We start from the raw sequence: 14,616 nt of genomic DNA on the forward strand, positions 1-14,616 counted from the left end.
TTATCCTTTTGGTCGCAATTTTCTTACTTCTGACCCAGTCTGCCATAATTCAGAATCTCTGATTTCTTTTAACTCTGAATTCAATGTAGCACGGTAATCTTCTTTACTTCCTTCCGCAATTACTCTTGCTGCTTCTCTTCCTGAAGAAACTTCGTCATACAATTGCTCGAATACCGGGGCTGTTGCATCTCTAAACTTTCCTTTCCAATCCAATGCACCGCGTTGAGCAGTGACTGAAGTATTCGCAAACATCCAGTCCATACCGTTTTCGGCGACCAATGGCATGAGACTTTGAGTTAATTCTTCCACAGTTTCATTGAAAGCTTCGGACGGCGAATGTCCATTTTTTCTCAACACATTATATTGTGCTTCAAATAGACCTGCTAATGCTCCCATGAGAATACCCCTTTCACCTGTCAAATCTGAATAAACTTCTTTTCTGAAATCTGTTTCAAATAAATAGCCACTTCCCACGCCAATCCCCAGGGAAACTACTTTGTCTTTTGCCTTGCCGGTTGCATCCTGATAGATGGCATAACTTGAATTCAAGCCTTCTCCTTTCAGAAATAATCTTCTCAATGAAGTACCCGATCCCTTAGGTGCCACCAATATTACATCCACATCAGCTGGAGGGACAATGCCTGTCTGTTCATGATAAGTAATACCGAATCCATGAGAAAAATAAAGTGTTTTTCCTGGTGTAAGATGGCTCTTGATCAAAGGCCATGAAGCAATCTGACCGGCATCAGACAATAAATATTGAATGATAGTAGCTTTTGAGCATGCCTCATCTATCTCAAATAAAGTTTCACCAGGAATCCAGCCATCAGATACTGCCTTGTCCCAACTTTTTCCTCCTTTTCTTTGACCTACGATCACATTGAAGCCATTGTCTTTTAAATTAAGTGACTGGCCGGGACCTTGGACGCCGTAACCGATTACTGCTATCGTTTCATTTTTTAATGTTTCTAATGCTTTTGATAAAGGAAATTCTTCACGAGTTATCACTGTTTCTTCTATTCCTCCGAAATTAATTGTTGCCATGTTTTAAGTATTATATTTTTATTTATTTAATTTGTAAAATTCTTTATATCAAGATTACATCTGAAATATCTTGCTTTTGAGGTTCAAATATTCATTGTTAATAGGTAGTTTGGTCGGATCATTTCTTTCCATATCTAGGACATCCTGATGGACTCCTATACTTGATTTAATAATGGCTATTCTTGAACTTCTTACGAATTCAATTAGGCCATATTTGTGTAGTTCTTTCAATAAATTATTGATTTCTTCATTCTGTCCAGTCGTTTCGAAAACAGTAAAATCTTCTCTGATTACCACTGCCTTTGCACCATATTCCCTAAGTAACCTTTCGACTTTCACGTCTTTCATAATGGTAGATGTTGCAACTTTGTATAGCGCCATCTGCTGCCAGATGATTTCCTCATTGGTATTATAATATACCTTAAGTACGTCGATCAGTTTTTCCAGTTGACGGACGAGATTGCGGATCACCGTCTCTGCTTCACATAACACGAGTGTAAATCTGTAAATGTTTTCGATTTCACTTGGAGAAGTATTCAGGCTTTCCAAACTGATCTTTCTTCTGGAAAACATGATGGCTATTTTATTGATCAGACCTACCTGATTTTCGGTATAAATGGTCAGTGTATATTCTTTTTTCATTTATATATCTTCTTTGCGTAAAACGATTTCAGCAACTCCTCTCCCTTGCGGTACCATAGGGAATACATTGTCTTCGTGCAAGACCATGACTTCAAGAAGGTATGAGGTTGGATGGTCCAACATCGTTTTCAAGCCATTTTTCAAATCTTCACGACGATCTATTTTTTTACCGGCGATATGATATGCTTCAGCTACTTTTACGAAATCTGGACTTTGTATATCCGTAAATGAATACCTCTTTTCATGGAAGAGCTCCTGCCATTGTCGCACCATTCCCAGAAAGCAATTGTTGAGGATTATGATCTTGACATTGGGTTTGAATTGCATAATTGTACCTAATTCCTGGATATTCATTTGTGCGCCACCGTCACCCATGATTGCGATAACTTGTCTGTCAGGTGCTCCAAATTTAGCGCCGATGGCTGCAGGCAATGCAAAACCCATGGTACCCAATCCACCACTGGTAATGTTGCTACGAGGATGATTTTGTTTGGAATATCTACTGGCTACCATCTGGTGCTGTCCGACGTCAGTGACGATCACGGCTTCTCCTTGCGTAATTTCATTCAATAAATGAATTACTTCACCCATAGTCAGACCTCCTGCCTCAGGATTTAATTCTTTGCGAATAACTGCATCAAATTCTGCTTCTTTCTTTAATTCAAATTCATTATACCATGCGCTATGGTCATTTTTTGCGATCAATGAAGTGAGCATCGGCAAGGTATCTTTACAATCTCCCCAAACAGCGACTGTCGTTTGAACATTTTTATCTATCTCTGCAGGATCTATATCGAGATGGATAATTTTTGCTTGTTTGGCATATTTATCAAGCCTACCGGTAACTCTATCATCAAATCTCATGCCCACAGCGATCAGGACATCACATTCATTAGTGAGAAAATTTGGGCCATAATTTCCGTGCATACCGAGCATTCCGACGCCCAACGGATGATCAGTTGGAATTGCGCTCATGCCCATGATCGTCCAAGCCGCCGGGAAACCTCCTTTTTCAATAAATTCTTTGAATTCCTTTTCAGCTTTCCCTAGCAAGACACCTTGTCCGAAGATTACAAATGGTTTTTTAGCACTATTGATCAATGACGCAGCCCGTTCTATAAATTCAATTCTTGGAGTTGGCTTGGTTCTGTAGCTTCTCACATGAATACATGGGCGATAACCTTTGTAGTCAAACATTTGAAGTTGAGCATTTTTCGTGATGTCAATCAATACAGGACCGGGTCTCCCGCTTTTAGCGATATAAAATGCCTTGGCCAAGATCTCAGGGATTTCAATGGCATCTGTGATTTGGTAATTCCACTTAGTTATTGGGGTAGTAATGTTAATAATATCGGTCTCTTGAAAAGCATCTGTGCCAAGAAGATGGGCGAATACCTGTCCTGTAATGCAAACTACCGGTGTGGAATCGATCAAAGCATCTGCCAATCCTGTCACAAGATTGGTAGCTCCCGGGCCGCTAGTAGCGAATACAACACCAGTCTTTCCGCTTACTCTTGCATAACCTTGAGCTGCATGAATGGCGCCTTGTTCATGCCTTACAAGAATGTGATTGACCGAATTTATATGATCATAGAGCGCGTCATAAATGGGCATGATAGCGCCTCCCGGGTAACCAAAAATAGTATCAACTTGCTCCGATAATAGCGCATCAATGACAGCCAAACTTCCTGAGGCTTTGATATAAGTCGAAACGTTATCCTGATTCGGCATGATTTGAGTCGCTAGATTCTTAGAATTATCCATGATTAAATTGATTTATTATTGAGGTTAGCTTTGTTTTTTAAATTCATTTTTTATAATTTGTATTGCAATAAAAATGTTAGATGTTACCTGTATGAGCGAGCTACATAGAAAAATTTTAACTTTAATATCCAAGTTTAGAAATTTTATTAACCTATTGACTAACAGCCATCTATCATCTAACATTTTTCATAGTCTTAAGCTTCATCGGTGACACAACCTTCTGAAGCATCTTTGACTAATCGGGCATATTTGAAGAGCACACCATTGGTTGTTTTTAATGGAATAGGAATATAATTTTTTCGTCTAGTCTCCAATATTACCTCATTGACAGCCATATTTATAGTATTGTTGATTCCATCTATTTCTATAATATCTCCATCCACAACCAGGGCGATATTGCCACCTTCAAATGCTTCAGGAGTGATGTGACCTACGACAAATCCGTGTGTGCCACCACTGAATCTGCCGTCAGTGATCAATGCAATACTTTTGCCCAAGCCAGCTCCGATAATTGCTGAAGTAGGTTTCAACATTTCAGGCATGCCTGGCCCACCCTTTGGACCGACGTATCGGATCACTACTACATCACCAGCTTTTATCTTCTTTTCTTCTATGCCGGCGATAAGTTCTTTCTCGCCATCAAATACTTTTGCAGGTCCTGTAAATTTTTCTCCTTCCTTACCGGTTATCTTTGCCACAGAGCCTTTCAGTGCGAGATTACCATAGAGAATTTGGAGATGTCCTGTGGCTTTAATTGGATTTTCGATAGGGACTATGATTTTCTGCTTATCGAAATCAAGGTCCCTTACATCTGCAAGATTTTCGGCAATTGTCTTTCCTGTTACGGTTATGCAATCACCATGCAACATACCTTTTGACAATAAATATTTCATGACCATGGGCAATCCGCCTGCTTCATGAAGATTTTGCATGAGATACGTTCCACCCGGCTTAAAGTCTGATATTAATGGTGTTTTATCACTGATTCTTTGAAAATCTTCCTGCGTGATAGAAAGACCAACGCTTCTGGACATGGCGATGATGTGCAAAACCGAGTTTGTACTTCCTCCAAGGGCGATCAAAGTGGTGATGGCATTCTCAAATGCTTTTGAAGTCATGATATCTTTTGGGCAAATATCTCTTTCAAGTAAGATTTTCATTGCCCTGGCAGCTTCCTTGCATTCTTGACTTTTTTCTATGCTTAGTGCAGGATTGGAGCTTGAAAATGGAAGGCTCATGCCGAGTGCCTCTATTGCAATAGCCATGGTATTGGCTGTATACATTCCCCCACAGGCACCTGCTCCCGGACATGAATTTTTGATAATGCCTTTAAAATCTTCAGCTGAAAGATTACCGGCTATTTTTTCTCCAAGAGCTTCGAAGGCTGAAACAATATTAAGGTCTCTACCTTGATACCTGCCAGGAGCGATCGTTCCGCCATAGACCATGATGGATGGTCGGTTTAGCCTACCCATAGCCATGAGTGAACCCGGCATATTCTTGTCGCAACCCGGCACTGCTATTAGTCCATCATAATAATGTCCTGCAACAACGCTTTCGATACTATCCGCTATTATCTCTCTGCTTGCTAGTGAATATCTCATGCCATCAGTACCATTGGTGATACCATCACTAATTCCTATGGTGTTGAATATCAATCCAGTAAGATCTAGTTCATTCACGGCAGACTTGATTTCTGCTGCTAATTCATTGAGGTGCATATTGCAGGTATTACCGTCATAACCCATAGAGGCAATGCCAACAAAGGGTTGCGCCAATTCCTTGTCTCCAAGTCCGATACCGTAGAGCATGGCTTGAGCTGCCGGTTGTGTTGGATCCTGTGTTACGGTTCTACTGTATTTGTTTAAAATCATTTCTTACTTCCTGTTTAAACTATTGAGAAACTATTGGGGATTTTTTTAATAAAAAAAACCTTCCTCGTCAGACGAGAAAGGTTTATATGTTTATCCTATTTAAACTCGCTGAGGTTTCGAATCTAAATAATAATAATATTTACGTTAAAAAAGCAATGCATCATTGTAGATGTTTTAATATTTATTTGACAAAGTTATAGTATTGGTAATTATAAAACAAATTTTTGCAAAAAAATAAAATAAATATCAATTTTTGCAAATTATTGTATGTCGGGTTAATTAAATCCTAAAAAAGTATAATTATTTTTTAAAATTTTGGAGTTTTGGTACTTATTAACAAAAAAACACTAACTATTTTTTAAAAAAATAATGTAACTATTTTTTTAAAAAAGTACCTCTCCGATAGCTTTATAACCAGAATTCTATGAAAATATTTATAATTTTTTGTTAAGCAGATTTAGGATTGAGCCTTCCTATAATTTATAAATAATCTTTTACTCACCATTTTTAATACACCCATAATACCTTCTTTTACAATGCCTCTGGTGATTTTTGATGAACCAAGAACCCTGTCCTTAAAAGTAATTGGGACTTCTTTGATCTTAAATCCTAGACTCAATACCGCATATTTCATCTCGATCTGAAAAGCATAACCTATGAATTTGATCTTATCAAGATCGATGGCATTTAATACTTCATGTTTGTAGCAGACGAATCCCGCTGTCGGATCCTTTATATTCATCCACGTTATGATTCGGACGTATAAAGAAGCGCCATATGATAGTGCAATTCTGTCTTTAGGCCAATTTTCAACTCTTCCTCCAGTGACATATCTGGAGCCAACGGCCATATCAAAACCTCCTTTATGACAAGCATGATAGAGCCTTATTAAATCTTCCGGATCATGAGAAAAATCACAATCTATCTCGAATATATAGTCATAATTTTTACTAAGACCATATTTAAAACCGGCTATGTATGCAGTTCCAAGACCAAGTTTACCTTTACGCTCCAATAGAAATAGGCTTTCAGGATATGTTGGTTGGAGTGACTTCACTATGTTAGCTGTACCATCAGGAGAGTTATCATCGACAACTAGGATATGGAAATGCTTTTGTAGTGAAAAAATTTTGTGGATCATAGCTTCCACATTCTCCTTTTCATTAAAAGTGGGAATAATTACAAGGCTATCTGACAAAGGATGTTGTTTTTGCTTTATTTATATTGATCCTAGGACTGAACGAATGTAGCAAGGTTATTCTTGCATTAAGGTAATAATTTTTTCTGCGACATCTTCTGCACTTGGTTTTGAGAAATAATCTCCATCAGATCCGAATGGCGTACGATGTTCCACTGCACTGATGCACAATGGTTTAGCATCTAAATATCTGTAGCCATTCTGTACTTCCAATATTTGTTGCATCATATAAGATGTACTTCCTCCTGGAACATCTTCATCCAAAAGTATAAGCCTATTGGTTTTTTCTAATGACTTTACGATGCTATGGCGAATGTCAAACGGCAGCAAAGTTTGAACATCAATCAATTCAATAGAAATATCATGATCAGATAATAACTTAATAGCTTCCTGCGCGATTCTTACACAAGTACCATAAGTGACTAAAGTTATGTCCTTTCCACTATTTAATATTTCAGGAATACCAAGTGGAACTCTGAATGATTCAAGATTGGTCGGACATTGTTCTTTAAGTCTATATCCATTCAAACATTCAATCACGAGAGCAGGGTCCATTCCTTGTAACAAGGTATTGTAAAACCCTACTGCCTGTGTCATATTTCTTGGAACACATATGTGCATACCTCTTAGACTGTGGATCAACATACCAAGTGGTGCACCGGCGTGCCAAATACCCTCAAGTCTATATCCTCTGGATCTGATGATGACCGGAGCAGCCTGCTTTCCTGCCGTTCTGTATCTTAGTGTCGCCAGATCGTCAGATAATGGAGACATCGCATACAATATATAGTCTAGATATTGGATCTCAGCTATAGGCCTGAAACCTCTCATGGCCAGACCAACTGCTTGTGCCACGATAGTCCATTCTCTGATACTGGTATCAAAGATCCTATTATCTCCGTACTTAATCTGAAGACCGGACATTCCTTGATTAACATCCCCGATCTGACCAACATCTTCCCCGAAGGCAAGTACACTAGTGTTTTTTTCAAATAATTGGTCAAAGTAATGATTAAGAACCTGAAAGCCATTGATTTTCTCTTCATTACCGAACGTAGGAGCCACTCCGGCAAGACCTACAGAGGAAGTAGCGCCTTCTGCATACAGATGATCATGCAATGATGCATTGTATTTATTATTGATCTTTTTTAACCAAATCTCCAGTTCTTCATTCGAAATCCTGTTGAGGGCCAAATGTATAATAGCTTGTCTTGAGATTTTAGCCAATTCAGATACTACAGGGTCAGAGATCGTGTTAAGCTCGTTAAGTAAATGTGGTATTTTATCGTGATCGCCTATATTTTTACTAAGAATTGATACCAATTCAGACTTCAGCTCTTTTATTGGGTTGGAAAAATTTTGCCATGCTTTTTGCCTTGCTGCTTTCACATATTCTTTTGCCTTAATTTTTATTGCATCCAGCTGCTCCGAAGTTGCAAATCCGGATTCCATCATCCATTCACCCATGCAGAGTATCCCATCAAATTCTTTTTCCCAAGCCAACCTTTCGGCACTTTTGTACCTTTCATGACTTCCTGAAGTTGAATGACCCTGAGGTTGAGTCAACTCCTGAATATGAAATACTGCAGGTATATGCGTCTTTCTCATCTTTGCGATGCCAGATTCGAATGTCTCAACAAGGGCAGGGTAGTCCCAACCTTTGATAGCATAGATTCTGATACCATTATTATTTTCATCCAAATAAAACCCTTCCAGTGCTTTCGAAATACTACCTTTCACAGTTTGCATTTCGACTGGAACAGAAATTCCATATCCGTCATCCCATATGCATGTGGCAAGCGGAACTTTCATTACTGCTGCCGCATTAATTGTTTCCCAGAATGGCCCTTCGGAAGTACTTGCATCACCTATGGTTACCATAGTGACACCGTCTCCTTGGTCATTAAATTTGTCCATAGCTACCAAATCGGAATTTTTTCTAAATAATTTTGTAGCTAAGGCATGGCCAAGTGCTCGACCCATTTGGCCTCCGGTGCAAGATATATCTGAACTGAGGTTATAAGTGTCGGTCTGATCTAACCAATTTCCATGGTCATCAAGCGCATCGGAAGCGAAATGACAATTCATTTGTCGACCAGCTGAAAAGGGGTCATTGTCTTGATCTGCATAAAGTTGAGCAAAGAAATCTTCTATTGAACATTCTCCAATTGCCATCATGAATGTTTGATCTCTGTAATAACCTGCTTTGAAGTCGCCTTTTTTGTAGGCTCTGGCAAGTGCTACCTGAGGCAATTCCTTCCCATCACCTACTATACCGAACTTTGCTTTGCCGGTTAGCACCTCTTTTCTAGCTAGAAGACTGGCTTCTCTGCTTATATTACAAATCCAGTAATCTTTCCATATTTCCTTAATATAGTCACTAGTTTCTGAATCGTGAAGAGCTGCTAAATCCTCAATTAAGTCAGGAAATTCAATCATATTGTTATATTTAAGCTGTAATTAGGTGATGCAAATGTACAAAAAAACCAAAAGACGGAATCAAATAAGATCCAGCAGAATGGAATTTATGTTTTTTAATGACTGGAACCCAATGGGCAGATTGATAATGATTGATCTCAAGTTTCGGCAGTTAAGAAACAAAAATAGATGGCTGATGTTAGATGTTAGATGGAGCTTAGTCAATTGATTTTTAATAAGTTTAGTAGAAAAAGTAAGCATGTGATTGATGGAAAGCCATCTAAAATCTACCCCGCCTTGTTCGGCGGACAAGCTTCTAACATCTAACATTTTATAATAATTTAAATTTTTTCTTCAAAAAGGAAAATTTGACTACCGAAACTTGAGTGATTGATCTTAATATAAGTAATAGGAGTGAATAGGAATTTTTGAAATTTTTTTACCCATGAGCTACATAAAGAATTATAAATATGATAAAGTGTTTCATTGAGTTTAAGTTGAAGTTAAAAATATTGACCATTATTTAGTTAATGATTAACATAACATGCTAATATTGAAACAAATACAATAAATATTTAAAATACACATTATATTTATTTTAATATGTAAATTACTATAAAATAAATACCTGCATAAATGGAAAAGTTTTTAACCTATCGTTAACAGCATAAAAATTGGTAAAACTTAACTGTGCATAACTTTTGACGTTACATTTGTGAAGTAATCAAATTAAATACTAAGAATAAAATTATAACTCTGATGAAAAAAATTGTATTATTTATTTTTGCCATTGCACTTCTAACGACAGGTGCGTTTGCTCAAAGCACAAAAAAAGCTACGAAAAAAGCACCAGCTAAAACTACTGCACCAGTAGTTACTGCTCCAAAAGTAACCGGTCCTGACATGACTTTCGAATCAATGAATGTTGATTTTGGAAACATTGAGCAAGATTCTGATCCTTTTAGATTTGCAAAATTCACGAACAATGGAACAGAACCACTTTTGATCAAATCTGCGAATGGTAGCTGCGGATGTACTGTGCCTACATGGCCTCAGACTCCAATCTTACCTGGTGAGTCAGGAGAGATCAAAGTAAGATACGATACACACAGAACAGGTGCAATCAATAAGACTGTGACTGTTAACACAAATATTGAAGGTAAGTCTTTCGTTTTATCAGTTAAAGGTGAAATTAAGCCTAAAGCTGCTGACGCAAGCGTTCCGGCAGGAACTAAAAATATGTTAAACAAGGGGTGATTTGAAGTTTTCATAATTGGGCCCTGTATCCATCTCTGGATGCAGGGTTTTTTTATGCCTGAAAATTTAAAATTTTGTTAAAAAGGTTCTAAAACTTTTGTTTATTTGTGTCAGAATATTATCTTTGTGTAACATTTACAATTAGTTCGCAGTGATAGAAATTGATTATCTAATGAGATATGAAATGGTTCGGAGCGGATTGCAAATATTTTTACAAATTTCTTTCAGAAAAAATATAATTTTTCTGATTTTGTTTTAAACTTTATTTATATTTGCAATGTTAAAGAAATGTAGCTTAAATAAATAAGCACATGGCTCCATTCAAAAAGCTTGATGGAGATTCCGGCAGGAAGTAAAATATGCCACAAATACGGGGTGATTTGAAGTTTTCATAATTGGGCCCTGTATCCATCTCTGGATGCAGGGTTTTTTTAAAAATCATTAAAGAATTCAAGATTTGTGTTCCGGCAGGAAGTAAAACATGCCATTAAAACGGGGTGATTTGAAGTTTTCATAATTGGGCCCTGTATCCATCTCTGGATGCAGGGTTTTTTTTATGCCTTAAAATTCGGATTTGCGTCTTAATTAGCTTCCTCTTTCATGGATTGTGCATACTCAAAATTCATATTATCAATTCATTATCTAAAGATTAATCTAAAAAATAACCTGAGGTGCAACAAAACATTAACTTTGGCCCTTTAAATCGAAAATACTTACTAGTATGGCTTTAGACCAAGTTGATGTGGATGAAATAGTAGAGGTGAAGGTAGAAAAAGAGATGTCTTTTTTTGAGCACCTTGAAGCCTTAAGATGGCATATTATCAGGGCGCTTATAGCAGTAGCATCTATTGCTACTTTTGTTTTTTTTCAGAAAGATTTTGTATTCAAGACTATTGTATTTGGTCCGAGAAATCCGGATTTTTATACTTACAGGCTATTTTGCTCTTTTGGTGAAATGATGTGTATACAGCCAACTCGTTTTGAAGTAATAACCAGGGACCTAGCAGAAAAATTTACAACTCACATCTCTGTATCGATTATTCTGGGGCTAATAGTTGCTTTTCCATATGTTTTTTGGGAGTTTTGGAGATTTATAAAGCCGGGCCTTTATCCAAATGAACGTAAATCTGCGCGTGGCGTAGTTCTTATCTGTTCACTACTATTCATAATGGGGGTTTTGTTTGGTTACTATTTTATCGCTCCATTTGCACTTTCTTTCTTAGCAGGTTATGAACTGGCGGATACCTTAGCCACGCCTACATTGAATAGCTATATTAACTACATGGTCATGTTTACACTGCCTGTAGGGCTGATATTTGAAATGCCTGTGGTGTCATTTTTTTTAACAAAAGCCGGAGTTCTAGCGCCACAAATGTTACGCTCGGGTAGGAGATATGCTATCGTCATCATATTGATCGTAGCTGCAGTACTTACACCTTCTCCGGATGTCGTATCTCAGATGATCCTGGCTACACCGCTTTATATATTGTTCGAATTAAGTATTGCGGTATCGGCAAGAGTTTGGAACGCAAAACAAAAAATTATTTTGGCGGAAGAAGCTGAATTATTAATGCGTGAAAAGGCATTGCTTGAGAGAAACATTGAAGACATTACTTAGTGACCTTTTAATAATTGACAAATAATACTGAATTGATTTAAAATGGAGAGATATTCATCCAACCTTACTTTATTCTATGTGATTTTCCTTCCGGTATTTGCATGGGTATTTTTATTAGCCTGTACCTTGGGAGCGTTTCTTGGGCCTTATATGAGTGATGAAGTTTATATGTCTGATTATGTAAAGTACTTTTTTCTTACTTTACTGATACTTGCATCCTTGTTTATCATTTTTTTCTCCATGAAATTAAAAAGGCTTGAGGCTGATGCGGAGAAAATATATTTGTCCAATTATTTTACTACGACCATGATGCCTATAGCCAATATTAAAAATGTGAAGATCACAGATCTGTTTATGGCTAGAATAGCAACCCTGCATTTTGTAAATAAAAGCAGATGGGGTAATAAAGTAATCGTGCTTGAAAGAGAAAATATGTTACAGTCTTTTTGTGAAGCCAACCAAATACCATTGAAGAAGACTTTTGGTAAATAAAGTTTGGGAGTTACTTATTGAATTGATAATCATTAATATAAATATATGATGATTTGTATATATAATAACCTAATTTTCTGTATACCAAATAGTTAGTTTCATTCTAACTTCTAACTTCTGACTTCTGACTTCTAACTTCTAACTTCTTACTTCGATCTAGTAATTTCAATACTTTTAGATGTTATCCAACATTCCCTTCAAAATGCCACCACCTTCGGGGTTCTGATCGTCCCGTCATGCCTATTTTCTATAAAAATGCCAACCCTTCAGGTTTTACTCAGTAAGCATTTTAATATTTTACTTAAATTTCGGAGTTGCTTATCTTATTGATAACCAATATATAAATAAAAATTATTAGTAAATAAATTACCTAAAGTGCCAAATAGTTAGTTTAATTCTAACTTCTCCTATATAACTAAATATAATCTATTGTAAATGAATAGTTTAAATTTGCAGAAATGAATGAACTGTGCGCGAAAGGCCTTATAAAATTTAGTGAATGAATGGAGAAAATACCATAAAATAGCTAAGCCCTATACAGCGGAGGCACGGAGCCTTATAGGGTTTAGCGTAATTTTATGAGTATTTTCGAAGTGATTGAGCGTTAAGAATTTTGCTTCCCCTCTGGCAGAGGGGTGCCGAAGGCGGGGTGTCTAACCTTGACTTTTTTGTTTCTTTTTGTGTCAAGACAAAAAGAAAGTAAAGTATGCATTGCCGTCTCATGTTATTCTGGTGATTTTGGAATAAAATGAATTACATCAGAACTAACTTCCAATTTCTAATTTCTAATTTCTAATTTCTGACTTCTGACTTCTGACTTCTGACTTCTGACTTCTGACTTCTGACTTCTGACTTCTGATCTCTACCTTAGATTGAGTAATACTAGGGGTCTTTTCTGACTATCCAAACTTGAATTTGTAACTAAAGTTAACCTCTTTTTGAATACGTTAAAATAGCATCCAAATCAACATTATTACTGATCAACTCAATGGCTCTTTGAACTTTCCATGGGGTATTAAGATTGATTTTGACTTCGATCCTACTGATTTTAATCACGGATCCATAGGTGTCCAAGGTGGTTGAGATCAAAGGGATACGATTACTTTCTATATAATTGATACTCTCTCTGTTGATCGTGCCCTCTCCGGTAGCTACAATCCCTGTTAAGGGAGAATCTGTAATTCCTGCAGACTTTGTGATTCTTTGCATTTTGCTGATGGCCTCATTGACACGACCTGTACTTACTACCAACAAGAGGCCTTTTTCTGATCTTAATCGCTCTACGTCCATCAAAGATCCTGCCAATATATCCTCCACTTTGTTATTCAACATGTCATTATTATATAGTACTTCACCGTTGATGGCTTCCATGACGGATTTCATAACAGGGTAACCCAACGTTTTATCATAAGGCATCAGCCCTAATAAAGGCAGATCCATTTTTTTAAGTGCCTTGCCAAGATAGTGTTTGATTTTTTCTATTTTATCTTCCTCCACCTTGTTCACTATAACCCCAATTATCGGAAGCTTTTGCTCTCTGAACAATGAGATTGACATATTGAGTCTGTCTATAGTCTTGCCTATTCCTCCATCTACAACCATTATTACCCCTGCATTTACGAGTTTTGCGACGTCTGCATTCGACAGGTCTACGATACTACCTACACCTGGATGTCCGGTACCTTCATAAATGACGAGTTCATGAGATTTCTGCAATTCTTCTTGAGCAAATAGGATCTTATCTTTATAATTGAAATCATTTGGATTGTCCAGAAATTGTGTGGTTGCGCCTGGCCCTAAAATGACCGGGCTATGGATCTCAGGACGGATAGAAAATCTGATCAGGTCAGCAAACAAAACAGTGTCCTTATCTACTTTAAAGTCCTGAAAGTCGAGATATCTTTGCCCAACAGGTTTGCAGTAGCCAACATTTAAACCTCTGTTCATGAAGGCTGCTACCATGCCAAGTGTTGAGGTGGTCTTGCCAATGTGTTGATTGGTGGCAGCGACGTATATGTTTTTATAGGTTGTTTTTGACATGATTTATATTTGATAAAATTTAATTATCAAATATAGTCATCTGGGTTAAAAGATTAGTATTTATTGTCCCGAAACTAGAAACCATGGATCATTTCGTCAAAATGTCATTCCCTATTATAAAATACAGTCATGAGCAGCAACCTTGGATAAATTACGTTAATTGGGATATCAGAATTAATTAAATAATTTTTAAGTGTGGATAGCAAATTACAAAAAGCCGAAAAAGAAAAGACTTAGCGAATAAAGATTCCTCGCTTCGCTCGGAATGA

The 14,616-nt window shown here is 37.1% G+C and carries 10 protein-coding genes; 3 read left to right on the forward strand and 7 right to left on the reverse strand.

Annotation, left to right across the window (positions count from 1 at the left end; translation table 11 throughout):
• The 6 genes from ilvC to IPI15_RS00140 all read right to left on the reverse strand — a co-directional run bounded on the left by ilvC (position 1) and on the right by IPI15_RS00140 (position 8,961).
• Positions 1-1,044, reverse strand: coding sequence for a ketol-acid reductoisomerase (gene ilvC, locus IPI15_RS00115; RefSeq protein ID WP_287402277.1), 1,044 nt, complete (start codon positions 1,042-1,044; stop codon positions 1-3).
• 54 nt (positions 1,045-1,098) lie between these two features.
• Positions 1,099-1,686 carry an acetolactate synthase small subunit gene (gene ilvN / locus IPI15_RS00120; RefSeq protein ID WP_287402279.1) on the reverse strand — a complete coding sequence of 196 codons (588 nt, stop codon included), beginning with the start codon at positions 1,684-1,686 and terminating at the stop codon, positions 1,099-1,101.
• On the reverse strand, positions 1,687-3,417 hold the full coding sequence (ilvB, locus tag IPI15_RS00125; protein ID WP_353738755.1) for a biosynthetic-type acetolactate synthase large subunit: 1,731 nt from the start codon (positions 3,415-3,417) through the stop codon (positions 1,687-1,689). It lies immediately after the preceding gene.
• Positions 3,418-3,644: 227 nt separating this feature from the next.
• The gene (gene ilvD, locus IPI15_RS00130) at positions 3,645-5,324 is read right to left on the reverse strand and encodes a dihydroxy-acid dehydratase (RefSeq protein WP_287402282.1); all 1,680 of its coding nucleotides are present in this window, start codon (positions 5,322-5,324) and stop codon (positions 3,645-3,647) included.
• A 457-nt stretch (positions 5,325-5,781) separates the two neighbouring features.
• Positions 5,782-6,522: a polyprenol monophosphomannose synthase gene (locus IPI15_RS00135; protein ID WP_287402284.1), complete on the reverse strand. Its 741-nt coding sequence runs from the start codon at positions 6,520-6,522 to the stop codon at positions 5,782-5,784.
• Positions 6,523-6,579: 57 nt separating this feature from the next.
• Positions 6,580-8,961, reverse strand: coding sequence for an alpha-ketoacid dehydrogenase subunit alpha/beta (locus IPI15_RS00140; protein WP_287402285.1), 2,382 nt, complete (start codon positions 8,959-8,961; stop codon positions 6,580-6,582).
• A gap of 738 nt (positions 8,962-9,699) precedes the next feature.
• Between IPI15_RS00140 and IPI15_RS00145 the strand changes: the two genes are divergently transcribed.
• The 3 genes from IPI15_RS00145 to IPI15_RS00155 all read left to right on the forward strand — a co-directional run bounded on the left by IPI15_RS00145 (position 9,700) and on the right by IPI15_RS00155 (position 12,307).
• A complete protein-coding gene (locus tag IPI15_RS00145) occupies positions 9,700-10,197 on the forward strand; it encodes a DUF1573 domain-containing protein (protein WP_287402287.1) in 498 nt (165 codons plus the stop codon).
• Positions 10,198-10,918: 721 nt separating this feature from the next.
• A complete protein-coding gene (gene tatC, locus IPI15_RS00150) occupies positions 10,919-11,815 on the forward strand; it encodes a twin-arginine translocase subunit TatC (RefSeq protein WP_287402288.1) in 897 nt (298 codons plus the stop codon).
• 42 nt (positions 11,816-11,857) lie between these two features.
• A complete protein-coding gene (locus tag IPI15_RS00155; RefSeq protein WP_287402289.1) occupies positions 11,858-12,307 on the forward strand; it encodes a hypothetical protein in 450 nt (149 codons plus the stop codon).
• A 927-nt stretch (positions 12,308-13,234) separates the two neighbouring features.
• On the opposite strand, the gene IPI15_RS00160 is transcribed toward IPI15_RS00155, so the two are convergent.
• The gene (locus IPI15_RS00160) at positions 13,235-14,347 is read right to left on the reverse strand and encodes an AAA family ATPase (RefSeq protein WP_287402290.1); all 1,113 of its coding nucleotides are present in this window, start codon (positions 14,345-14,347) and stop codon (positions 13,235-13,237) included.
• Positions 14,348-14,616: the final 269 nt, after the last annotated feature.

It is taken from the genome of Candidatus Brachybacter algidus (assembly GCF_016707225.1).
Taxonomy (GTDB): Bacteria; Bacteroidota; Bacteroidia; order Chitinophagales; family Saprospiraceae; genus Parvibacillus; species Parvibacillus algidus.

What these genes read in the sequence shown, in the direction of transcription:
- ilvC (WP_287402277.1), bottom strand. Translation starts at nt 1,044, where the DNA reads ATGGCAACAATTAATTTCGGAGGAATAGAAGAAACAGTGATAACTCGT.
- ilvN (WP_287402279.1), bottom strand. Translation starts at nt 1,686, where the DNA reads ATGAAAAAAGAATATACACTGACCATTTATACCGAAAATCAGGTAGGT.
- ilvB (WP_353738755.1), bottom strand. Translation starts at nt 3,417, where the DNA reads ATGCCGAATCAGGATAACGTTTCGACTTATATCAAAGCCTCAGGAAGT.
- ilvD (WP_287402282.1), bottom strand. Translation starts at nt 5,324, where the DNA reads ATGATTTTAAACAAATACAGTAGAACCGTAACACAGGATCCAACACAA.
- IPI15_RS00140 (WP_287402285.1), bottom strand. Translation starts at nt 8,961, where the DNA reads ATGATTGAATTTCCTGACTTAATTGAGGATTTAGCAGCTCTTCACGAT.
- IPI15_RS00145 (WP_287402287.1), top strand. Translation starts at nt 9,700, where the DNA reads ATGAAAAAAATTGTATTATTTATTTTTGCCATTGCACTTCTAACGACA.
- tatC (WP_287402288.1), top strand. Translation starts at nt 10,919, where the DNA reads ATGGCTTTAGACCAAGTTGATGTGGATGAAATAGTAGAGGTGAAGGTA.
- IPI15_RS00155 (WP_287402289.1), top strand. Translation starts at nt 11,858, where the DNA reads ATGGAGAGATATTCATCCAACCTTACTTTATTCTATGTGATTTTCCTT.
- IPI15_RS00160 (WP_287402290.1), bottom strand. Translation starts at nt 14,347, where the DNA reads ATGTCAAAAACAACCTATAAAAACATATACGTCGCTGCCACCAATCAA.